We start from the raw sequence: 20,745 nt of genomic DNA, 5'->3' as shown, positions 1-20,745 counted from the left end.
CCCGGAAGGGTTCCCCCGTCATGCCCCGAAGCCCTCTGTCCCACCGCACCAAACGCGGCGCGCTCGCCGCCGGCACCGTCGCGCTCGCCCTCACCGCCGCCGCCTGTTCGTCCTCCTCCGACGACACGTCCTCCTCCGGAAGCCCGACCACCGCCGCCACCGGCTCCTCCGCCTTCCAGCCCCAGCACAAGGGCGGCACCCTGAAACTCGTCGCGCACGCGGCGGCGGGCAGCTTCGACCCGCAGATCAACTACACGCTCCAGTACTGGCAGTTGTACCAGTCGATGTACGACGGCCTGCTCGCCTTCAAGAAGGTGAACGGGCAGGAGTCGTTCACCGTCGTCCCGGACCTGGCGACCTCCCTCCCGAAGATCAGCAACGGCGGCAAGACCTACACCTTCACGCTCCGCAAGGGCGTCACCTTCTCCAATGGCAAGCCCCTCACCACCGACGACGTCGTGGCGTCGTTCGAGCGGATCTTCAAGGTCTCCAGCCCCACGGCGGGCACCTTCTACAACGGCATCGTCGGCGCCGACGCCTGTCTCAAGACCCCCGCCTCCTGCACCCTCCCGAAGGGTGTGACCGGTGACGCGGCGACCAACACGGTGACCATCAACCTCACCGCCCCGGACACGGAGTTCGCGTACAAGCTCGCCGTCCCGCACGCCAGCATCCTCCCCAAGGACTCCCCCGCGAAGGACGCCGGCACCACGCCCCTCCCCTCGACCGGCCCGTACATGGCGGCGTCGTACGACCCGAACCGGGCGCTGAAGCTGGTCCGCAACCCGCACTTCGCACAGTGGTCGCGCGAGGCGCAGCCCCAGGGCTATCCGGACGCGATCGACTACACCTTCGGGCAGACCGTCGAGTCGGAGGTCACCGCCGTCGAGAACGGCGAGGCGGACTGGATGTTCGACGCTCCGCCCGCCGACCGCCTCAACGAGATCGGCACGAAGTACGCCTCCCAGGCGCACGTGAACCCGCTGACCGCGTTCTGGTACGCGACGCTCAACGTGAACTCGGCGCCTTTCGACAACAAGTTGGCGCGTCAGGCCGTCAACTGGGCGGTGGACAGGTCGGCCGTGGTCCGGCTGTACGGCGGCACGAACCTCGCCTCCCCCGCGTGCACGATCCTCCCGCCGGGCTTCCCCGGGCACGCCGACAAGTGCGCCTACACGAAGGGGTCCACGCCTACCTGGACGGCCTCCGATCTCGCCAGGGCCAAGGAGCTGGTGAAGCAGTCGGGGACGGCCGGTCAGGAGGTCGGGATCGTCGTCCAGGACGACGACGTCAACAAATCGATCGGGCAGTACCTCCAGAGCCTGCTGACCCAGCTCGGTTACAAGGCGACGCTGAAGCCGCTGTCGGCGAACATCCAGTTCACCTACATCCAGAACACCAAGAACAAGGTGCAGTTGGCCCTGACGTCCTGGTACCAGGACTATCCGGCGGCCTCCGACTTCCTGAACGTGCTGCTGTCCTGCGCGAGTTTCCACCCGGGCAGCGACTCCAGCATCAACATCTCCGGGTACTGCGACAAGAGCGTCGACGCCAGGATGCAGGCGGCGGCGAAGACCGCGAACGCCGACGCGCAGTGGGCCGCGATCGACCAGCAGATCATGGGCGAGTCGCCGGTCGTCCCGCTGATCAACCCCAAGATGATCGACTTCACGTCGACGCGGGTGGGCAACTACCGCTTCAGCAAGCAGTTCTACATGCTGGTCGGGCAGCTGTGGGTCAAGTGACCGCCGCCACGGCCCCCCTCGGCGTCAGGCCCTCGCCGGGCCCCTGGCGGACCGCCGCAGGAGACCTCCGGCACAACAAGGCGGCGCTGGCCGCCGGCGCCGTCCTGCTCCTGGTCGTGCTGGCGAGCCTGTGCGCCCCGCTGTACGCGCACCACATCGCCCACACCGACCCCTTCCAGTCCCATGTCTCCGGGACGACGGTCGTCGACGGGAAGACCGTCCCGGTGCTCACCCCGAGCAGCACTGGCCTCGGTCTCGGTGTCACCCCGATCGGCCCGACCTGGGACCCCGGGCACTACTTCCTCGGCTCCGACAACCAGGGCCGGGACGTCATGGCGCGGCTGCTGTACGGCGGCCGGACGAGCCTGTTCATCGGGTTCACGGCGGCGGTGCTGACCTGCGTGCTCGGCACGGCAGTCGGGGTCGTCGCCGGGTACGCGGGCGGGGTCGTCGACGCGGTGATCTCCCGGGTGCTGGACGTCGTCTGGGCGTTCCCGGTGTACCTGCTGGCGATCTGCCTGTCGGTGGTCCTTCTCACGAACGGCCTCAGGCTGGGGCCGCTGACGGTCGATGCCGGGAGTCTGTGGCTGCCGGTGACGATCATCGCGGCGATCTATGTGCCGTACGTGGCACGGCCGTTGCGCGGTCAGGTGCTGGTGCTGCGGGACAAGGAGTACATCCAGGCGGCGATCGGCTCCGGTTCGCCGACCGTGCGCGTCCTGCGCCGGGAGGTGCTGCCGAACGTGGTGCCGACGGCGCTGGTGTTCGTGCCGCTGATGACCGCGCTGGCGATGCTGACGGAGTCGGCGCTGTCGTTCCTGTCGGTGGGTGTCCAGCCGCCGGAGGCGAGTTGGGGCACGATCATCCAGGACGGTCTGGGGCTGCTGTACACCCGGCCCGTGGTGACGATCGCGCCCGGTCTGCTGATCGCGCTCACCACGGCCGCGCTGAACGTCCTCGGCGACGGGGTGCGTGACGCCCTCGATCCGGGCGCCCGGCTGCGCGGAGGGGTGTGAACCGTGCTCCTCTTCGCTCTGCGCCGCTTCAGTTCGGCGCTGCTGGTGATGTTCGCGATCAGCGTGCTGGTGTTCCTGATCTTCTTCGCGACCCCGGGCGTCGACCCGGCGGCGAGGATCGCGGGACGCAACGCGGACCCGGCCACCCTCGCGCAGGTGCGGCACTCCTTCGGCCTGGACCGGCCGCTGCCCGTGCGCTACCTGCTGATGATGCGGCATCTCCTGGTCGACCGGGACCTGGAGTCGTTCGTCAACCGGGGCTCGAAGGTGATCCCGCAGATCGTGCAGGCCACCCCGGTGACCCTCTCCCTGGTCGTCGGCGCGGCCCTGATCTGGATGACGGCCGGCGTCCTGATGGGGACGGCGGCGGCGATGCTGCGCGGCAGGGCCGCCGACCCGCTGATCATGCTGGCCGGTGTCGTCGGGGTGTCCCTGCCGGCGTACTGGCTCGGCGAGGTCGTCAACCTCCTCACGCAGAAGCAGTTCCACGGCTCCCTCTTCTCGTGGGTGCCGCCGCCCGGGTACGTCGACCTGAGCCACGCGCCCGGCGAGTGGGCGCTGCATCTGCTGTTCCCGTGGCTGACGCTGGCCCTGCTGTACGCCGGGATCTACGCCCGGCTGCTGCGCGGCGAGGTCGTCTCCGCGCTCGGCGAGGACTACGTCCGCACTGCCCGCGCGAAGGGGCTGTCCGAGCGGCGCATCCTGCTGCGGCACGCGCTGCGCTGTTCTCTCATCCCGATCGTGTCGCTGTTCGGCCTGGACTTCGGGGCGCTCGTCGGCGGCGCCGCGCTGCTCACCGAGGTGGTGTTCGGCCTCCCGGGCATCGGCAAGCTCACCTACGACGCCCTCCAGAACCTCGACCTGCCGGTGATCATGGGGACGGTGCTGTACGCCGCGTTCTTCGTGGTCCTCGCCAACGCGCTGGTGGACATCCTGTACGCACGACTCGATCCGAGGGCCCGCCATGTCTGAACCCCTGCTGGACGTCCGCGACTTGAGGGTGCGGTTCCGCACCCGGCAGGGCACGGTGACCGCCGTCGACGGGCTCTCCTTCTCGGTCGCGCCCGGTGAAGTGCTGGGCGTGGTCGGCGAGTCGGGCTCGGGCAAGAGCGTGTCGATGCTCGCCGTGCTGCGGCTGCTGACCAGCCCGAACGTCACCGTGACGGGTGAGGTCCGCTTCCGGGGGCGGGACCTGCTGACGCTGACCGGCAAGGAGATGCGGGCGGTGCGCGGCCGGGAGATCGCCATGGTCTTCCAGGACCCGATGACCGCCCTCACCCCCGTGTACACGGTCGGCTGGCAGATCGCCGAGCAGATCCGGGCGCACGAGAAGGTGTCCCGCAAGGAGGCCGAGGCCCGCGCGGTACGGCTCCTCTCCGACGTCGGCATCCCCGGCGCGCCCTCCCGCGTGCACGCCTATCCGCACGAGTTCTCCGGCGGCATGCGCCAGCGCGTGGTCATCGCGATGGCCCTGTCCTGCTCCCCGGCGCTGCTGATCGCCGACGAGCCGACGACCGCGCTGGACGTGACGGTCCAGGCGCAGATCCTCGATCTGATGCGGGAGCTGAACACGCGCGGTTCGGCGATGGTCCTCATCACCCACGACATGGGCGTGGTCTCGCGGATCGCCGACCGGGTCCTCGTCATGTACGGCGGCCGGGCCGCCGAGGAGGGGCCCCGGCAGGCGGTGTTCCACGGACCGCGGCACCCCTACACGTGGGGGCTGCTGGACTCGGTGCCCCGGGTGACCGGCCCCCGGCTGCGCCGGCTCCCCACCATCGCGGGCATGCCGGTGACGCCCGGCGCCCTGCCGGAGGGCTGCGCGTTCGCGCCGCGCTGCCGGCTGCGTCACGACCGGTGCGAGGAGCGGCCCGCGCTCGCGCCGGGCGAGGACCTCACGCATCTGGACGCATGCTGGCTCCCGGCGCGGGACCGGGCGGGGCAGCGGGCGGCCGTACGACAGGACACGGAGGTGGCGTCATGACCGGGACGGTTCCCAGGGTTCCCGCAGTTCCCCCGGCTCCCACGGGTCCAGAGGCCCTCAAGGTTCCGGCGGCTCCCGCGGCTCCGGTCGGCGAAGTGCTGCTGCGTGCCACGGACGTCACCAAGCACTATCGGCTGCGGGGTGCGCGGCGGCCGTTGCGGGCCGTCGACGGGGTGTCCGTGGAGGTGCGGGCCGGGGAGACGCTCGGGGTCGTCGGGGAGTCGGGCTGCGGCAAGTCCACGCTCGGGCGGTGCCTGGTGCGGCTCACCGAACTCACCTCCGGGCGCGTCGAGTTCGACGGGCAGGACATCTCGACGCTGTCCACGCGGCGGCTGCGTCCGGTGCGGCCGGGCCTCCAGTTCGTCTTCCAGGACCCGCACGCCTCCCTCAACCCCCGCCGCCGTGCCGGGGACATCGTCGCGGAGCCGCTGCTCGTGCACCGGTACGGCGACTCGGGCACGGTCCGCCGTCGGGTCGCCGAGCTCTTCGACGTCGTAGGGCTCTCGGCGGCCCATCTCGACCGGTATCCGCATGAATTCTCCGGCGGGCAGCGGCAGCGGATCGGGATCGCGCGGGCGTTGGCGACGGACCCGAGGCTGATCGTCGCGGACGAGCCGGTGTCGGCGCTGGACGTGTCGATCCAGGCGCAGGTGCTGAACCTGTTCGCCGACCTCCAGGAGGAGTTCGCGCTCACCTACGTCTTCATCGCGCACGACCTCGGGGTGGTGCGGCACGTGTCGGACCGGATCGCCGTCATGTACCTCGGCGAGATCGTCGAACTCGCCGCCACGGACGACCTGTACGCGTCACCGGCGCACCCGTACACGCAGGCCCTGCTGTCGGCCGTACCGGACATCGACGACGGGACTCCCGGGGACGGCGGGCCGCCCAGGGAGCGGATCATGCTGACCGGGGAGGTGCCCAGCCCGGCGGAGAAGCCGACGGGCTGCCCGTTCCGTACGCGCTGCCCCCACGCGCGGGAGCTGTGCGCGGTGGAGCGTCCGAGGCTAGCCGCGGGCGGCGACGGGCGTCAGGTCGCCTGCCACTTCCCGCTGGCCGGCCGTTAGGCCGCGTCCGGCGTCGCGAGGGTGCGGTTGCGGCGGACGGAGGACCAGAAGGAGGCGGCGATCAGGACGACGCCGATGAGGCCGGTGATCACGTCGTTGATCTGGTACTGGATGGTGATCATGAGGATGACGGCGAGGGCGCCGATGGCGTAGTGGGCGCCGTGCTCCAGGTAGACGTAGTCGTCGAGGGTGCCCTGGCGGACCAGGTAGACCGTGAGCGAACGGACGTACATCGCGCCGATGCCGAGGCCCAGTGCCATCAGGACGATGTCGTTGGTGATGGCGAAGGCGCCGATGACGCCGTCGAAGGAGAAGGAGGCGTCGAGGACTTCGAGGTAGAGGAACAGGAAGAACGCGGCGCGGCCGGCGAGGGCGAGGGGGGAGCCGGCGGACGGCCGCTGCTCCTCCTCTTCCTCCTCCAGGCGGTTCTCGAAGAAGCCGGAGAGGCCGCCGACGACGAGGTAGGTGATGAGACCCGCGATGCCGGAGAGGAGGACGGTCTGTGTCTTGTCGGCGTGCGCGCCGCCGTGCTGGTGGGCGTGGGCGGCGAAGGTCACGGAGGTGATCAGCAGGACGCCGAGCGCGAGGCAGACGGAGAGCGCGTCGACCTTGCCGAGTTTGGCGAGGGGGCGTTCCAGCCAGCGGAGCCACTGGATGTCCCGCTCCTCGAAGACGAAGTCGAGGAAGATCATGAGCAGGAACATGCCGCCGAACGCGGCGATCGCCGGGTGGGCGTCGGTGACCAGCTGCTGGTAGCGGTCCTTGTCAGTCAGGGCGAGCTGGACCGCGTCGTACGGGTTGAGGCTCGCCGTGACGGCCACGATCACGACGGGGAAGGCGAGCCGCATCCCGAACACGGCGATCAGGATGCCGACCGTGAGGAAGATCTTCTGCCAGAAGGCGTTCATCTTCTTCAGGACACCGGCGTTGACGACCGCGTTGTCGAAGGACAGCGACACCTCCAGGACGGCCAGGATCGCGACGACCCCGAGCGCCGCCCAGCCGTCGTAGAACACGCCCGCGGCCAGGCCGAGCGCTGTGCAGGCGAACGCCCACCGGAAGGTCCTCAGCAGCACGGCCACCCACTCCTGTCGTCAACGCCTCGCACGTGTTCGGGCGTTGTCTATCACGATCAGTTGTCGTCAGGGCGTCGAGGACCGGCGTGCGGTCATTCCGTGACGGTGGGCGGCGCGGACAGCAGCGGGCGCAGCTCCAGCCACTCGTGGATGGGCCGCCCGCCCGCGCCGGGTTCCGCGGAGAGTTCCCCGGCCAGTTCGACGGCCCGTTCGTAGCTGTCGACGTCGATCACCATCCACCCGGCGATGAGGTCCTTCGTCTCGGCGAACGGCCCGTCGGTGACCGGCGGCCGGCCCTCGCCGTCGTACCGCACCCACGTCCCCTCCGGCGCGAGCGCCACCTCGCCGACGAACTCGCCGCTCCGCTCCAGCCCGGCCGCGAAGTCGCGCATGTACTGGATGTGCGCGGAGATCTCCTCGGGCGTCCAGCGGTCCATCGGTACGTCGTTGACCGCCGCCGGGGCGCCCCGGTAGTGCTTCAGCAGCAGGTACTTCGCCATGGCCGTTCTCCTCGGTGCGGGTGCGGCCCATTGTGGCCGCGCTCATCCCTGGGACGGAGCCGGACACGGGTTCTCGACATCGCGGTGCCGCGCCCTATCTGGTCCCCTCCGGCGGTTCCAGGTGGGTGGCCAGTACGGCGGCCTGGACTCGGCGCTGGACGCCGAGTTTGGCCAGGAGACGGGAGATGTGGTTCTTGACGGTCTTCTCGGAGAGGTACAGCTTCTTGCCGATCTCCCGGTTGGTCAGGCCCTCCCCGATGAGGGCGAGGATGTCGCGTTCGCGCGGGGACAGGCCCGCCAGCTCGTCGGGGACCGCCGGGGTGCCGGCCGGCTCGGCGCGCAGGGAACGCATCAGACGGGCCGTGGTCGCGGGGTCCAGCATCGACTGCCCGGAGGCGACCGTACGCACCGCCGAGACCAGGTCGGAGCCCTTGATCTGCTTGAGGACGTACCCGGACGCCCCCGCCATGATCGCGTCGAGGAGCGCGTCCTCGTCGTCGAACGACGTCAGCATCAGACAGGCCAGCTCCGGCATCCGGTCACGCAGCTCGCGGCAGACGGTGATCCCGTCCCCGTCGGGCAGGCGGACGTCCAGCACGGCCACGTCCGGGCGCAGCGCCGGGCCCCGCGCGAGCGCGTGCCCGACCGTCCCCGCGTCGCCGACGACCGCGATGTCGGGCTCCGTGTCGAGGAGGTCGGCCAGACCGCGCCGGACGACCTCGTGGTCGTCGAGCAGGAACACACGGATCGGGTCCTGCTCGCTGAAGGTGCGTGCCTGCGCCATGACGACCTCTCGCTGTGCGGACCTGCTGCCCACCACGATCATCACCGTTCGGCCCACCGCGCACCAGGGCCGACCGGCCCCATTCGGCGCCGCCCCGGCCGTCTCTCCGCCGGTCTCAGCCCGTCACCCCCGGGGTCCGCGACGGGCTCAGTTCGAACGCGTCCGTCAACCCGGCGTGCCGCAGGAGCCGTATGAGGCCGGTGCCGGGGGCGGCGAGGCGGAGTCTGCCGCGGCGGGCCAGGACCCGGTTGCGGGCCCGGCACAGCAGGCCGAGGCCGCAGCAGTCGACGAAGGTCACCGGCTCCAGGTCCAGCACCACGTCGGGGTGCGGGTCGGCGGTCAGCTCGTCCAGGGCGGGACCGAGGCCGACGACCGCCAGGAGGTCGAGTTCACCGCGGAGGGTCACGACGGTCGTACCGCCGCCGGTCCGTGTCGCGCGCAGCGCCGCGGACCCGAAGTGCTTGTCGTCCATGACCATCAGCCAACCCGGTCCGCCGCACCGCCCGGAAGGGCCGTTCGAACCACGCGGGCCCTGTTCGAAGGGACCGAACGGCCCACCCGCCGGGCCCGGTTCAGGCACCGTCGGCGGTGAGGCGGACACCCGTCACCAGGGCCGGCCGGATACGCACGGCGTGTTCCATGGTGCGGTCGACCCAGGGCCGCAACAGGGCGTCGTAGCGGGCGAGTTCGCGGGGGTCGGTGACGAGGTGGGCGTATCCGGTGACGACGACGCTCCAGCCGAGGTGGGTCCAGGGGTCGATGTCGTCGGCCTCGTAGGCGACGACGACCCCGGCGCCGTCGCCCCGGCCGGCGTGCAGGGTCAGGGCGGCCCGTTCATGGGTGCGGATGACGACGTCGCCGTCGACGAGGACGTGGTTGACGGGGCGGACGGTCGGCAGCGCCCGCCGGGTGAAGACGACCCGTCCGAGGGACACGCTCCCGAGCAGCCGGAGCGCCTCGGCGTGGGCGAGTTCGACGCTTCTGCGCGCGGGGGTGGGGGTGGTGTCGTCCGTCATGGCGAGTGTCCGTGGGTCGGTGGGGCCCGGGGCTGTGGGAGGAGCGGCACCACCGGGGGGTGGGTGCCGCTCCTGTCCGCCACTGTCCCCTCGGCGGAGTTCCCCGCGCTGGTGCCGTTGGTCCCCTTACCAGGGCCGGTCGGCCCTACAGGGATGCCGGATGCGGCTCCGGTCGCCCGTGCCGGGGCAGTTGGCCCGTTCTCGGTGCCCGGTCCGTACCCGGACCACTACTTTGTGCAGTGACCGGAGAGGCCGGGTCGTGGAGATGCCGAGGAGTGCGGGTGGGAAGTCCCGAGGAGGCCCGGGTAAGGCTGCCTCAGCTGCGGTTGGACGAGCTGCTGGACGAGTTGCAGGCGCGGCTCGACGCGGCGCGGGGGACCCGGGACCGGGTGCACAGCCTGCTGGAGGCGGTCCTGTCGGTCGGCCGCGAACTGGACCTGAGGCAGGCGCTGTACAGCATCGTGGAGGCGGCGGCGGTCCTGGTGGACGCCGAGTACGCGGCGCTGGGGGTGATCGGCCCGGACGGCAAGCGGCTCTCGGCCTTCCACACGATCGGGGTGGGCGAGGACCGGATCGCGAGGATCGGCCCCTATCCGGAGGGCCACGGCATCCTGGGCGAGCTGATCCGCCACCCTGAGCCGCTGCGGCTGGAGAAGCTCTCCGACCACGCGTCGTCGTACGGCTTCCCCGCGGACCATCCGCCGATGAACACGTTCCTCGGGGTCCCGATCCGGGTCCGCGACCAGGTGTTCGGCAACCTGTATCTCACCGAGAAGCGGGGCGGGGCCCAGTTCGACGAGGAGGACGTGTCGGTGACGTCGACCCTCGCGGTGGCGGCCGGGGTGGCGATCGACAACGCACGGCTGTACGCGGAGTCCCGGCTGCGTGAGCGCTGGCTCGGCGCGAACACGGAGATCACGCACCGGCTGATGTCGGGGGACGGACGGGCGGAGGTGCTGGGGCTGATCGCCGAGCGGGCCCGGGACATCACGGGCGCCGCGCTCGCCGTCGTCGCGATGCCGATGGAGGGCACCGACTCGTTCACGGTCGAACTGGCCCTGGGGCAGGAGGCGGACGCCCTGCGCGGGCTCGTCCTGCCGGCCGAAGGGGGGCTGATCGGTACGGCGTTCGGCCGGGGTGCCGCCGTCACGAGCGACGATCCGCTCTCGCTCGTCCCGTCGCTGGGCCCGTCCGTGGCGGTGCCGGTCGGTACCGGGGACGACGGGGTGCGCGGGGTGCTGCTGCTGGTGCGGGAGGCGGGCCGGGTGGCGTTCTCCGGCAAGGAGATCGAGCCGCTCCAGGTGTTCGCCGCGCAGGCGGCCATCGCGATGGAGCTGGCGGAGCGGCGGCGGGACGCCGAGGAGATCGCGCTGCTGAAGGACCGTGACCGGATCGCCCGGGATCTGCACGACCTGGCGATCCAGCGGCTGTTCGCGACCGGGATGACGCTTCAGAGCGCGGGCCGGTTCATCGAGCACTCGGAGGCGTCCGAGCGGGTGCTGCGCGCGGTGGACGACCTGGACGAGAGCATCAAGATCATCCGCTCGACCATCTTCGGGTTGCAGGCCCGTGGCGCCGGTCCGGGGAGCGGTCTGCGGGCCCGCGCGGTCCGGGTGGCGGGGGAGGCCGCCCCGGCGCTCGGGTTCGCGCCGAGTTTCCGGATGGAGGGGCTGATCGACACCGACGTGCCGAAGGAGGTCGCGGACCATGTCGTCGCGGTCCTCTCCGAAGCCCTCACGAACGTCGCCCGGCACGCCGGCGCCACCCGCGTGGACGTCGTCCTGACCGCCGACGCCCACGAGCTGACCCTCGCCGTCCACGACAACGGCACCGGCATCCCCGCCGACGGCCGCCGCAGCGGGCTGCGCAACATGGCGGAACGGGCCCGGGAGCTGGGCGGAGGGCTGGAGTGGGACTGCCCGGCGGAGGGGGGTACGAGGCTGGTGTGGCGGGTTCCGGTGCGGGTTCCCTAGCGGGCGGCGGCGTGGGGCCGGCTGCGCTCCGGCGTCACGAGGTGGGCCTCACGGGCCAAGGGTACGAACCTGGTCCCGCCCACCGATCTGTCCGGGACCAGGTACAGGTTCCGCTCGTCCGCCCCGCCGGCCGTTGTCGCGACGCGACATGCCGGCCGGCGGGGCGCTCAGCCGCGGGCCGTCGTCACGCCGGGTCGATCCGGGAGACGCGTCCGCCCAGGTCGAGGACGTACAGCTCGTGGTCGCCGCCCTGGACGAAGGAGACGACGTTGCCGCCGTTGACCCCGAGGTCGTCCACGCCGGTGACCCGGCCGTTGTTCATGGTCAGGGTGCGTACGGTGCCGTCGCAGAAGTCGCTGAAGACGTACCGGCCCTTCAGTGCGGGGATCGCGTCGCCCCGGTAGACGAATCCGCCGGTCACCGAGCAGCCGGCGCCGGTGCGGTCGTACTCGTGGACCGGCGGGACGTGGTTCGCGGGAGCCGTGCCGCCCCGGAAGGGGTGGTTGCCCTCCATCTGGTTCCAGCCGTAGTTCTCGCCGCCCTTGCTGCCGGCGGGCGCCCAGTCGATCTCCTCCCAGGCGTTCTGGCCGACGTCGCCGATGAGCAGGTCGCGGGTGCCGGCGTCGAAGGAGAACCGCCAGGGGTTGCGCAGCCCGTAGGCCCAGATCTCGCCCTTGGCGTTCGGGACGCCGACGAACGGGTTGTCGGCCGGGATCGCGTACGGGGTGGCGCCGCGCGGGTCGATGCGCAGGATCTTGCCGAGGAGCGTGTCGAGTTTCTGCCCGTTGCCCTGCGGGTCGCCGGCCGATCCGCCGTCGCCGAGCGCGATGTACAGGTAGCCGTCGGGCCCGACCTTGATGTCGCCGCCGTTGTGGTTCGAGAAGGGCTGGGTCTGGGTGAGGACGGTACGCCGGGTGGCGGTCTGGACGCGGCCGTCGCGTACGGCGTACTCGTCGATGGTGCTGGTGCCCTGACGGTTCGTGTACGACAGGTAGAGGTGTGCGAAGTCGCGGCCGAACGCGATGCCCAGCAGGCCGCGTTCGCCGTCGGTGGTGGTGTCGGCGGAGATGTCGAGGACTGGCGCGCCGAGCACGCCGCCCTCCAGGACCCTGACCCGCCCGGCGCGTTCGGCGATCCAGACCGTGTCGCCGGGGCCCGCGGTGCCCGCGATGGGGTTCTGGGCCGTGGCGACCGTGGTCAGCGTGACGTCCGCCGCCTGGGGCAGGGCGGCGAGTTCGTCGGCGGAGGCCGTGGTCAGGGCGAGGGAAGCGACGAGGCAGAGGGTGCCGATGATCGCCGAGCTTCTGGTGCGAACTTTCACCGTGATCCTCCTGGGGGGGGGCCGCGAGCGGGGGAGGTCACCGGGGTCGCACGGGTGCCGTCCATGCCGGAACGCGGCCTGGGGGTGGGGGGTTGGTGCGCTGGTTGGTCACGGGTGAGGCTACCGGGACAGGTGTGTCGCCCGAGACCGTCCCGTCGGCCATCTGACGCCGCTCCCCTTGGCCGAATCCCGGTCAGCGGAGCACGAACGTCGTCATGCTGAGGGCGGGCAGCGTCACCGTGAAGGAGCCGTTGGACACGCCGGCCGTGCCCTGCGAGACGACGTTGCGGGTCGCGTCCGTCACCCAGGACGACACACTGGACGGCGCGCTGTTCACCAGCGTGAACTGCTGGCTCACCCCCGCGGTCGCCTTGTTGACGGCGACGACGACCGTGGCGCCGCCGCCCCGGTACGCCGACACCCACACGTTCGCCGCCGGGTTCGCCGTCGCCTCGACGCGTACGTGTCCGGGCCTGACGAAACGCGCGAACTGCGCCATGGCCGCGCCGCGTTTGCTGACCTGCCCGTCCTCGCGCATCGGGCCGTAGCCGCGCCGGATGTACCACCAGATGTACGCCTGGAACTCGGCGTCGACCATGGCGTGGTGGATGTGCTCCCCCACGTCGAGGGCCTGGGGCCAGAGGTCCGCGGAGTCCGAGCTGTTCGGGTAGTAGACCTCCGTCATCCAGAGCTCCTTGCCCGCGCCCTTCTGTCTGAAGAGGGGGTAGGGGAAGTTCGCGAGGGACGTGCCGTAGAGGTGGGCGCCGATGACGTCCGTGTTCGCGAGCGCCGCCGGGTCGTTCAGGATGGGGTCGGACATGTTCTTCAGGTACTGGAAGGACTCGGGGGCGATGACCCGCGTGCTGATCGCGCCGGCGTTCTCGCGCAGGAAGCGGACCATCTCGGCGGGGGTCCACCAGGTCCAGTCGTGGGCGTAGTCGGGCTCGTTCTGCACGGAGATCGCGTACAGGTTCACGCCGTTGTCGCGCAGGTGGACGGTGAAGTCGTTCAGGTGCTGGGCGTACGCGCCGTACATGTCGTACCGCAGGCGTCGGGCGTCGGTCTGGGTGCCGCGGACGAAGGTCTCGGTCAGGGCGGCGGGCGGGTTCCAGGGGGAGGCGATGACGGAGACGCCGAGCTGGGCCGCGCGCTGGGCCGTCGCCAGGTCGCGGCTCCAGGCGGCGCGGTCCTCGGGGACGGGGATTCTCAGCAGGGAGAAGCCCAGGCGGCCGTCCCCGGTGCCGAACGCCGTCTCCCGCTGGGCGGCCGTGAGGTCGCCGATCCAGGCGGTGTGGGTCATGCCGCCGAAGCCGCGGACCGTCTGCCGGGTGACGGACGGGTTGATCGTCGCCGTGGCGGCCACCGCCGGGCTCGCGGTGGCGGCTAGGACGGGAAGCGCTCCCATCGCCGCCAGCACAGCCCTCCGGCCCAGCACTCCCCGCTCCCCGTTCACGGACTCGTCCACGTCTCCTCCTCGAAGCCTGGGAGCGCTCCCACCTTCGGAGAGAAGCGCGGCGTGCGGGCCGCGCAGGAGGGAGGAGCGCCTACCGAACTGTTCCGTATATTGAACGACGTCCAAGTGGCAGACCTTTCGCAAGGTAACGACGCCACCCACCCCGGTCAACCCCTCCGGATGTCAGCCCCCGGCCGACCCCAGCCGCTTTTCGAGGAGCGTGTACGACTTCGGCGTCCCGTCCGGCTGCGGCTTGCCCTCCTTCCGGCCGACGATCCGGTAGCCGGAGTCCTGGTAGTACGCGCTAAGGCGGATGTTGGTGGCGAGACAGTCCAGCCGGACGAGCGGGCGGCCCACCTCGGCCACACGCGACTCCGCGGCACGCAGCAACTGCCGCCCCGTCCCGGCGGGCGCGCTCGCGTGATCCACCATCAGCCGGTGCACGTACCCCGCCGTCGGCGCCTGCGGCCCCCACGCCTCCTCGTCCTCCCACCACAGCTCCCACGCCCCGACGGCCCGCCCGCCGGCCTCCGCGAGCCAGACCTCCCCGCTCTCCATGATCCGCCGGAAGTGGTCCTCCCCCAGCTCACCGGGGTTCCACTGCCCGGTGATGCCCCGGGCGAGCATCCAGCGGGCCGCGTCGTCACGCAGCCGTACGACCGCGCCGAGGTCGGCGTCCTGGGCGGGGCGAAAGCAGAGATCGTTCACGGCGTGATCCTCGCACGGGTGTCCGGCGAGCCTTCGGTGGAGGTGGTGCGGCGCCCGCCTCCGGTTTGCCGAACCCGCAAGAAAGTCGCCCGTGCCGCAGGCCGCGGCGCAGGATCGGGGCGTTGTCTGAAGTGTTCGGAGTGGGAGGGTGCGCCATGTGTCGGTCCATGCCGTCCGGGGAACCGCGTCATCGTTTCGTCGGCTCGAAGGCGGGGCGCCTGCATCTGGTCGAGCAGGGGAGCGGGCCGTTGGTCCTGCTGGTCCACGGGTTCCCGGAGTCCTGGTACTCGTGGCGTCATCAGCTCCCGGCGCTCGCGGCGGCCGGGTATCGAGCGGTCGCCGTGGACGTCCGGGGTTACGGGCGTTCCTCCCGGCCGGCCGCGCCGCACGAGTACCGGATGCGGGCCCTGGTCGAGGACAACGCCGGGCTGGTGCGCGCGCTCGGGGAGGAGACCGCGGTGGTCGTCGGGCATGACTGGGGTGCCAATATCGCGGCCGTCTCCGGTCTCCTGCACCCGGAGATCTTCCGCGCGGTGGGTCTGCTGAGCGTTCCGTACACCCCGCCGGGCGGTCCCCGTCCGAGTGACGTGTTCGCCGGGCTGGGGGGAGACGAGGAGTTCTACGTCTCCTACTTCCAGGAGCCCGGCCGCGCCGAGGCGGAGATCGAGCCCGACGTACGCGGCTGGCTCGCCGGCTTCTACGCGGCGCTGTCCGCCGGCACGATGCCCGCGCCGGGCGAGCCGGACCCGCACTTCGTCCGCCGTGGCGGCACCCTGCGTGAACGCTTCCCCGCGGACCGCCTCCCCTCCTGGCTCACCGAGGCCGAACTCGACGTCTACGCAGGGGAATTCGAACGTACCGGCCTCACCGGGGCACTCAACCGCTACCGGAACATGGACCGCGACTGGCAGGACCTCGCCGACCTCGACGGCCGGCCCCTCACCCAGCCGTCCCTGTTCGTCGGCGGCACCCTGGACGCCTCCACCACCTGGATGAAGGACGCGATCGACGCCTTCCCCACCACGCTCCCCGGCCTGCGCTCGTCCCGTCTCCTGGAGTGCGGCCACTGGCTCCAGCAGGAACGCCCCGACGAGACGAACCGGCTGCTGCTCGACTGGCTCGAAGCGGTGGCGCCGGCCTCGTAGCGCCGTCAGTGTTCGTGCGGCCCCGGGCGGTGGACGGGGCCGTGGGCGTCGGCGCAGTGGTCGGTGGGGACGGCGAGGTCCAGGAGGGCGGTGTCCTCCGGGTCCTCGCCGAGGTGGTCGACCTGGAGGGTCGTGTGGGTGATGCGGTGGTGGTCGCGCAGGAGGTGCTGGAGGTCGCGGCGGACGGCGTGGCAGTCGCCGGCGGGTTCGACGAGGACGTGCGCGGAGAGGGCGGGCTCGCCGGAGGTGATCGTCCAGAGGTGCAGGTCGTGGATCTCCACGACACCGGGCCGCGACGCCAGTTCGTCGCCGATCGTGTCCGGGTCGAGGCCGACCGGGGCCGCTTCCAGGAAGATCCGCCCGGAGTCGCGGACCAGTCCGTAGCCCGCCTTGAACATGAGGGCGACGACGACGAGGGTGGCGATCGCGTCGGCGCGGGCGAACCCCGTCAGGACGACGACGAGCGCGGCGATCGCCGTACCGATGAACGCGAACAGGTCGTTCAGGATGTGCTGGTAGGCGCCCTCGACGTTCAGGGAGCTGCGGTTGGCCCTGGAGATGCACCACGTGGCGGCGATGTTGACGGCGATCCCGGCGAGCGCGGTGACCAGCATCAGGCCGCCCTCGACCTCCGGCGGGTCGATGAGCCGGCGCACCGCCTCGTAGGCCAGCCAGGCGCCGAGCAGGAGCAGGGTCAGTCCGTTGGCCTGGGCGGAGAGGATCTCGGCGCGCTTGAGGCCGTAGGTGAAGCCGCCGCGCGCGGGGCGGGCCGACAGCCGCATCGCGACGAGCGCGAGGACGATCGAGACGGCGTCGGTGAGCATGTGCGCCGCGTCGGAGATCAAGGCCAGCGAACCGGCCAGGACGCCCACGACGACCTCGGCGGCCATGAACACCGTGATGAGGGTGAGGGCGATGGCCAGCCAGCGGCGGTCGGCGTCGGCCGTCACCCCGTGGGAGTGCCCGGCGTGGTCTCCCGTGTCGTGGTTGCTCATGGTGAACGCCTTCCCCCTCGCGCCGGTTTCCGAATCGCGGTGAACCCGGCGTCCGGGTGCGCCCGGCCTGCTCGGTACGCTTCGGGCGCACCCTGTCACCGGACACCGAAAGCCGCCGATGCGACCGCTCTCCGCCCCGCCGCGCCTCGCCTCCGCGGCGTCCGGTGCGCGGGCCGGGTTCCTGACGGTGCTGTGCGTGCTGCTGCCGCTCCTGTGCCACACGCTCGCCCAGGGGCATGCGCCCAGGTGGGTGGTCGTGGCGGCGCTGGCGGTCGTGGCGGTGCCGGGGGCGCTGTCGCTGACGCGCGAGCGGCTCACGGAGACGCAGCTGGTGGGGGTGCTCGCCGCCGCGCAGGTGGCGTACCACTCGGCGTACTCGCTGCCGGGGGTCTGCGCGTCCGTGTCCGCGCCGGGCGGCCCGGCGTCCCTGGTGGGGCACGACGCCGTCGTGGGTCCGCCGCACGGTGTGGCGCTCGCCGGTCAGCTGGTGACGCTGGTCCTGGCGGCCCGGCTGCTGGGCCTCACGGAGCGGCTCCTGTGGCGGTCCCGGCCGCTGCTGACGGTCGTACGGCGGCTGCTGCTGTTCGTGTGGCCGCTGCTCGGGCGGGTCCACGGGACGGGTCCCGAGGTGCGGGTCGTGGAGAGCGCGGTGCCGCTGCGGCCGGCGGTGCTGGACCGGCTGCGGGAGGGCAGGGCGCCGCCGCGCCGGGCGTACGGCCCATGTGTCCTTCTCCGGCCGACGCCGATGCCGTTCTCCTGACGGGCGGCGGGCCGGTTCCCTCCTGCCCGAGAGTCCCGTATCCGTGCCTGCCCTGCCCCGCGCCCTCGTCGTACCCGGCGCGCTCACCGTTCTCGCCCTGGCCGCGCCTGCCGCCTCGGCCCACACCGCGCTCGACACCTCCAGCCCCGCGAGCGGCGCGGTCCTCGCGGGCCTTCCGCCCCGCGTCACGCTGACCTTCACCGACCCGATGGACGACAGATACGCCAAGGTCGCCGTCACCGGCCCCGACGGCACGTCCGCCGCGCAGGGCGAGCCCCGGGTGACCGGCGCGAGCGTGACACTCGGCCTCGCCCCCGCCTCCCCGCCCGGCCGTTACACGGTCGGCTACCGGGTCGTCTCCGCCGACGGCCATCCGGTCACGGGGTCGTACGCGTTCACCCTCCGGCGGCAGGCAGCCGCCCCTGAGGTCACCGTCGCGCAGAGCCCGGCTCCCCTGCCCGACACCGCCTCCGGCCCCAGCCCCCTCGTCCTCACCGCCGCCGGCATCCTCGCCGCCGCCGGCCTCACCGCGTGCGCCGTCGCCGTACGACGCCACAAGGCGGCCGGCGATGCCTGACCTCCGGCGTACCGTCCTCCCCGCGGCCCTGGTCCTCGCTCTCCTGGTCGCCGTGGGGGCGAGTGCCTCCCCGGAGTCGGTCCCCGGCATCCCCTCCCCCGGCCCCCTCACCGCCTGGGGCCTCCCGGCGGCCAGGGTGCTGACCGACGCCGCCGCCGTCACCACCGTCGGCGCCCTCCTCCTCGTGGTCCTCCTCCCGGGCGACCGCACGCTCACCCAGGCCCGGACGCGCTACGTCACCTGGGCCGCAGTGTCGGCCGTGGCCTGGGCGCTTGCCTCGGCCGCCGCCCTCGTCCTGACCCTCTCCGACCTGTTCGCCCGGCCGGTGTCCGAGATCGCCTCGCCGTCGGTCGTCGCGGACTTCGTCACGACGGACCCCCAGGGCCGCGCGTACGGCCTGACGATCGCGGTGACCGCTCTGCTGGCGCCGCTCTGTGTGGGCCTGACGACGGCCCGCTGGGCGCGGATCGCCCTCCTGGTGGCGCTGACCGGGCTGATCCCGCCCGCGTTCACGGGGCACGCCGCCGGGTCCGGGAACCACGACACGGCGGTCTTCAGCCTGGCCCTGCATCTCGTGGGCGTGGCGGTGTGGGTGGGCGGTCTGCTGTTCCTGCTGGTCGCGACGGCCCGCCGGGAGGAGGGCGCGGCGGAGGCGGTACGACGGTTCAGCGGCGTCGCGGGCTGGGCGCTCCTGGTCGTCGGGGCGAGCGGTCTGGTGAGCGCGGTGGTCCGGCTGCCGTCCTGGGGCGACCTGCTGGGGAGCCGGTACGGTCTGATGGTCGTCGGGAAAGCGCTGGCGCTGGTCGCGCTGGCCGGGATCGGCCACTGGCACCGGCGCCGTCATCTGACGTCGTTCGTGCGGCTCGCGGTCGGTGAACTGCTCCTGATGGCGGCCACGTCGGGCCTGGCGGTCGCCCTCTCCCGCACTCCGGCGCCCGCCGGTGGTGGCGAAACCCTCACGCCCGCCGAGGAGTTGCTCGGTTTCCCCATGCCGCCCGCGCTGGGCGACTTCCCGTGGACGCCGCTGTTCACGCGCTGGCACTTCGATCCGCTGTTCGCGTTCGGCACGGCAGCGGCGGCGCTCGTCTACCTGGCGGGGGTACGGAAGTTGCGCCGCCGGGGCGACAAGTGGCCGGTGGGGCGCACGATTTCATGGCTGCTGGGCCTCGCGGTCACCGCGTTCGCGACGATGAGCGGTCTCGCCGTGTACGGCAAGGTGCTGTTCAGCGTGCACATGGGCCAGCACATGATCCTCGCGATGACCGTGCCGATCCTGCTGGTGCTGGGCGCCCCCGCGACGCTCGCCCTGCGCACTCTGCCCGCCGCGCCGAAGGGCGTCCTCCTGGCGGCGCTGCACAGCCGTTGGGTGCGGGTGGTGTCGCATCCGGTGGTGGCGAGCGTGCTGTTCGTCGGGAGCGCGTTCGTCGTCTACTACACGTCGCTGTTCGAGACGCTGATGGGCAGCCACCTCGGCCATCTCTTCATGCTGGCGCACTTCCTGGCCGTCGGCCTGCTGTTCTTCTGGGTCGTGATCGGCGTCGACCCGGGGCCGCGCCGGCCGCCGCATCTGGGGCGGCTGTTCGTGCTGATCCTGACCATGCCGTTCCACTCCTGGTTCAGCATCTCGCTGATGAGTTCCAGCGCCCTGATCGGGGAGGGCTGGTGGTCGCTGCTCGACCGGCCGTGGCTCGCCGACCCGCTGGCCGACCAGTACGACGCGGGGGCGATCGCCTGGGCGACCGGTGACATCCCCGTCCTGATCACGACCCTGATCCTCGCGGTCCAGTGGGTGCGCGCCGACCGGCGCGAGGCCCGCCGGGTGGACCGGCGGATCGACCGGGGCGACGCGGGTGACCCGCTCGCCGCCTACAACGCCTACCTCGCGAGCCTGCACGCCCGTGACCGCCGGACCCCTGAGGAGCCATGAAGAAGCAACTGATCGCGGTAGCCGTCCTGTTGGCCGGGTTCGCCGCCGCCCTGGGCGTGTATCTCCTGTTCGCGCCGGAGGACCGCGCCAACCGTGTCGAGGAGCGGCCGGCGGCGGACGCGCTGCCGGTCCGGGAGGACAGCCACCGGCTCACCCGGCCGGAGCGCAGCGAGCTGACGCTCGTGGAGTTCCTGGACTTCGAGTGCGAGGCGTGCGGGGCCTATCACCCGGTCGTGGAGCGGCTGCGCGCGGAGTACGGCGACCGGGTCACGTTCGTCGCCCGGTACTTCCCGATGCCGGGGCACCGCAACGGCGAGCCGGCGGCGCGGGCCGCCGAGGCCGCCGCCCGGCAGGGGAAGTTCGAGGAGATGTACGCCAAGCTCTTCGCCACGCAGGGCGAGTGGGGCGAGTCGCGGGACTGGAAGGAGGACGTGTTCCGGGGCTACGCGGCGCAACTGGGCCTGGACATGGCCCGGTTCGACGCGGATCTGGCCGATCCCGAGGTCGCCGGGAGGGTGCTGGCCGACCAGCGGGACGGGCTGGGACTGGGGGTGCGGGGGACTCCGACGTTCTTCGTGGACGGGGAGAGGATCGCGAATCCGGGGTCGTACGAGGAGTTCAGGGCGCTGCTGGAGGCGCGGCTGTCCGAGTGACGGGTATCGGCCACTGACAGGAACTTTATGTGCACACACCGTTAG

The 20,745-nt window shown here is 71.9% G+C and carries 20 protein-coding genes; 11 read left to right on the top strand and 9 right to left on the bottom strand.

The window, feature by feature from the left end; genetic code table 11:
• The first annotated feature begins 20 nt into the window (after positions 1–20).
• From ABZX85_RS16065 to ABZX85_RS16045, 5 genes are all read left to right on the top strand, one after another.
• Positions 21–1,745, top strand: coding sequence for an ABC transporter substrate-binding protein (locus ABZX85_RS16065; protein ID WP_355867762.1), 1,725 nt, complete (start codon positions 21–23; stop codon positions 1,743–1,745).
• Positions 1,742–2,761 (top strand): ABC transporter permease, encoded by a 1,020-nt coding sequence (locus ABZX85_RS16060; RefSeq protein WP_355867759.1) that lies wholly within the window; start codon positions 1,742–1,744, stop codon positions 2,759–2,761. The genes ABZX85_RS16065 and ABZX85_RS16060 overlap by 4 nt, the downstream gene beginning before the upstream one ends.
• A gap of 3 nt (positions 2,762–2,764) precedes the next feature.
• Positions 2,765–3,733 (top strand): ABC transporter permease, encoded by a 969-nt coding sequence (locus tag ABZX85_RS16055; RefSeq protein WP_355867756.1) that lies wholly within the window; start codon positions 2,765–2,767, stop codon positions 3,731–3,733.
• Positions 3,726–4,745, top strand: coding sequence for an ABC transporter ATP-binding protein (locus ABZX85_RS16050; protein WP_355867753.1), 1,020 nt, complete (start codon positions 3,726–3,728; stop codon positions 4,743–4,745). The genes ABZX85_RS16055 and ABZX85_RS16050 overlap by 8 nt, the downstream gene beginning before the upstream one ends.
• Before the next feature lie 95 nt (positions 4,746–4,840).
• Positions 4,841–5,812 (top strand): oligopeptide/dipeptide ABC transporter ATP-binding protein, encoded by a 972-nt coding sequence (locus tag ABZX85_RS16045; protein WP_355867750.1) that lies wholly within the window; start codon positions 4,841–4,843, stop codon positions 5,810–5,812.
• Here the strand turns inward: ABZX85_RS16045 and ABZX85_RS16040 are convergent.
• From ABZX85_RS16040 to ABZX85_RS16020, 5 genes are all read right to left on the bottom strand, one after another.
• On the bottom strand, positions 5,809–6,888 hold the full coding sequence (locus tag ABZX85_RS16040; protein WP_355867747.1) for a DUF475 domain-containing protein: 1,080 nt from the start codon (positions 6,886–6,888) through the stop codon (positions 5,809–5,811). The two genes, ABZX85_RS16045 and ABZX85_RS16040, sit on opposite strands and share 4 nt — an antisense overlap.
• 92 nt (positions 6,889–6,980) lie before the next feature.
• Positions 6,981–7,388 carry a YciI family protein gene (locus ABZX85_RS16035; RefSeq protein WP_355867744.1) on the bottom strand — a complete coding sequence of 136 codons (408 nt, stop codon included), beginning with the start codon at positions 7,386–7,388 and terminating at the stop codon, positions 6,981–6,983.
• 94 nt (positions 7,389–7,482) lie between these two features.
• Positions 7,483–8,172, bottom strand: a complete 690-nt coding sequence (locus ABZX85_RS16030; protein ID WP_355867947.1) for a response regulator transcription factor — start codon at positions 8,170–8,172, stop codon at positions 7,483–7,485.
• 115 nt (positions 8,173–8,287) lie between these two features.
• On the bottom strand, positions 8,288–8,644 hold the full coding sequence (locus ABZX85_RS16025; RefSeq protein ID WP_355867741.1) for an STAS domain-containing protein: 357 nt from the start codon (positions 8,642–8,644) through the stop codon (positions 8,288–8,290).
• 100 nt (positions 8,645–8,744) lie between these two features.
• Positions 8,745–9,188: a pyridoxamine 5'-phosphate oxidase family protein gene (locus ABZX85_RS16020; protein WP_355867738.1), complete on the bottom strand. Its 444-nt coding sequence runs from the start codon at positions 9,186–9,188 to the stop codon at positions 8,745–8,747.
• Positions 9,189–9,469: 281 nt separating this feature from the next.
• Between ABZX85_RS16020 and ABZX85_RS16015 the strand changes: the two genes are divergently transcribed.
• The gene (locus ABZX85_RS16015) at positions 9,470–11,161 is read left to right on the top strand and encodes a GAF domain-containing protein (RefSeq protein ID WP_355867735.1); all 1,692 of its coding nucleotides are present in this window, start codon (positions 9,470–9,472) and stop codon (positions 11,159–11,161) included.
• A gap of 184 nt (positions 11,162–11,345) precedes the next feature.
• On the opposite strand, the gene ABZX85_RS16010 is transcribed toward ABZX85_RS16015, so the two are convergent.
• The 3 genes from ABZX85_RS16010 to ABZX85_RS16000 form a co-directional block, all read right to left on the bottom strand.
• Positions 11,346–12,482 carry a PQQ-dependent sugar dehydrogenase gene (locus ABZX85_RS16010; RefSeq protein ID WP_355867732.1) on the bottom strand — a complete coding sequence of 379 codons (1,137 nt, stop codon included), beginning with the start codon at positions 12,480–12,482 and terminating at the stop codon, positions 11,346–11,348.
• A gap of 193 nt (positions 12,483–12,675) precedes the next feature.
• On the bottom strand, positions 12,676–13,887 hold the full coding sequence (locus ABZX85_RS16005) for a glucuronoxylanase (protein ID WP_355867944.1): 1,212 nt from the start codon (positions 13,885–13,887) through the stop codon (positions 12,676–12,678).
• Between the two features lie 231 nt (positions 13,888–14,118).
• Positions 14,119–14,643 (bottom strand): GNAT family N-acetyltransferase, encoded by a 525-nt coding sequence (locus ABZX85_RS16000; protein ID WP_355867729.1) that lies wholly within the window; start codon positions 14,641–14,643, stop codon positions 14,119–14,121.
• Positions 14,644–14,810: 167 nt separating this feature from the next.
• Here ABZX85_RS16000 and ABZX85_RS15995 point away from each other — a divergent pair, with 167 nt between their 5' ends.
• Complete coding sequence (locus ABZX85_RS15995) at positions 14,811–15,788, top strand: alpha/beta hydrolase (protein ID WP_355867726.1); 978 nt, start codon at positions 14,811–14,813, stop codon at positions 15,786–15,788.
• 5 nt (positions 15,789–15,793) lie between these two features.
• On the opposite strand, the gene ABZX85_RS15990 is transcribed toward ABZX85_RS15995, so the two are convergent.
• Complete coding sequence (locus ABZX85_RS15990; protein WP_355867723.1) at positions 15,794–16,783, bottom strand: cation diffusion facilitator family transporter; 990 nt, start codon at positions 16,781–16,783, stop codon at positions 15,794–15,796.
• 118 nt (positions 16,784–16,901) lie between these two features.
• Between ABZX85_RS15990 and ABZX85_RS15985 the strand changes: the two genes are divergently transcribed.
• Genes ABZX85_RS15985 through ABZX85_RS15970 form a run of 4 tightly spaced genes read left to right on the top strand, consistent with a single transcriptional unit; the run spans position 16,902 to position 20,700 of the window.
• The gene (locus ABZX85_RS15985; RefSeq protein ID WP_355867720.1) at positions 16,902–17,543 is read left to right on the top strand and encodes a hypothetical protein; all 642 of its coding nucleotides are present in this window, start codon (positions 16,902–16,904) and stop codon (positions 17,541–17,543) included.
• Between the two features lie 43 nt (positions 17,544–17,586).
• Positions 17,587–18,120, top strand: coding sequence for a copper resistance CopC family protein (locus ABZX85_RS15980; protein ID WP_355867718.1), 534 nt, complete (start codon positions 17,587–17,589; stop codon positions 18,118–18,120).
• Complete coding sequence (locus ABZX85_RS15975) at positions 18,113–20,047, top strand: cytochrome c oxidase assembly protein (protein WP_355867716.1); 1,935 nt, start codon at positions 18,113–18,115, stop codon at positions 20,045–20,047. Before ABZX85_RS15980 ends, ABZX85_RS15975 begins: the two co-directional genes overlap by 8 nt.
• Positions 20,044–20,700: a thioredoxin domain-containing protein gene (locus ABZX85_RS15970; RefSeq protein ID WP_355867714.1), complete on the top strand. Its 657-nt coding sequence runs from the start codon at positions 20,044–20,046 to the stop codon at positions 20,698–20,700. Before ABZX85_RS15975 ends, ABZX85_RS15970 begins: the two co-directional genes overlap by 4 nt.
• The last annotated feature ends 45 nt before the right edge of the window (positions 20,701–20,745 follow it).

Origin of the sequence: Streptomyces sp. NPDC004539 (assembly GCF_040610055.1) — a bacterium.
GTDB lineage: Bacteria > Actinomycetota > Actinomycetes > Streptomycetales > Streptomycetaceae > Streptomyces.
This window is presented reverse-complemented; position numbering and strand designations above follow the sequence as displayed.

Excerpts from the sequence above, each read along its gene's own strand:
- ABZX85_RS15995 (WP_355867726.1), top strand. The coding sequence starts at position 14,811 with ATGCCGTCCGGGGAACCGCGTCATCGTTTCGTCGGCTCGAAGGCGGGG.
- ABZX85_RS15990 (WP_355867723.1), bottom strand. The coding sequence starts at position 16,783 with ATGAGCAACCACGACACGGGAGACCACGCCGGGCACTCCCACGGGGTG.
- ABZX85_RS16030 (WP_355867947.1), bottom strand. The coding sequence starts at position 8,172 with ATGGCGCAGGCACGCACCTTCAGCGAGCAGGACCCGATCCGTGTGTTC.
- ABZX85_RS16035 (WP_355867744.1), bottom strand. The coding sequence starts at position 7,388 with ATGGCGAAGTACCTGCTGCTGAAGCACTACCGGGGCGCCCCGGCGGCG.
- ABZX85_RS16065 (WP_355867762.1), top strand. The coding sequence starts at position 21 with ATGCCCCGAAGCCCTCTGTCCCACCGCACCAAACGCGGCGCGCTCGCC.
- ABZX85_RS16005 (WP_355867944.1), bottom strand. The coding sequence starts at position 13,887 with ATGGGAGCGCTTCCCGTCCTAGCCGCCACCGCGAGCCCGGCGGTGGCC.
- ABZX85_RS15970 (WP_355867714.1), top strand. The coding sequence starts at position 20,044 with ATGAAGAAGCAACTGATCGCGGTAGCCGTCCTGTTGGCCGGGTTCGCC.
- ABZX85_RS16050 (WP_355867753.1), top strand. The coding sequence starts at position 3,726 with ATGTCTGAACCCCTGCTGGACGTCCGCGACTTGAGGGTGCGGTTCCGC.
- ABZX85_RS15985 (WP_355867720.1), top strand. The coding sequence starts at position 16,902 with ATGCGACCGCTCTCCGCCCCGCCGCGCCTCGCCTCCGCGGCGTCCGGT.
- ABZX85_RS16020 (WP_355867738.1), bottom strand. The coding sequence starts at position 9,188 with ATGACGGACGACACCACCCCCACCCCCGCGCGCAGAAGCGTCGAACTC.
- ABZX85_RS15975 (WP_355867716.1), top strand. The coding sequence starts at position 18,113 with ATGCCTGACCTCCGGCGTACCGTCCTCCCCGCGGCCCTGGTCCTCGCT.
- ABZX85_RS16025 (WP_355867741.1), bottom strand. The coding sequence starts at position 8,644 with ATGGACGACAAGCACTTCGGGTCCGCGGCGCTGCGCGCGACACGGACC.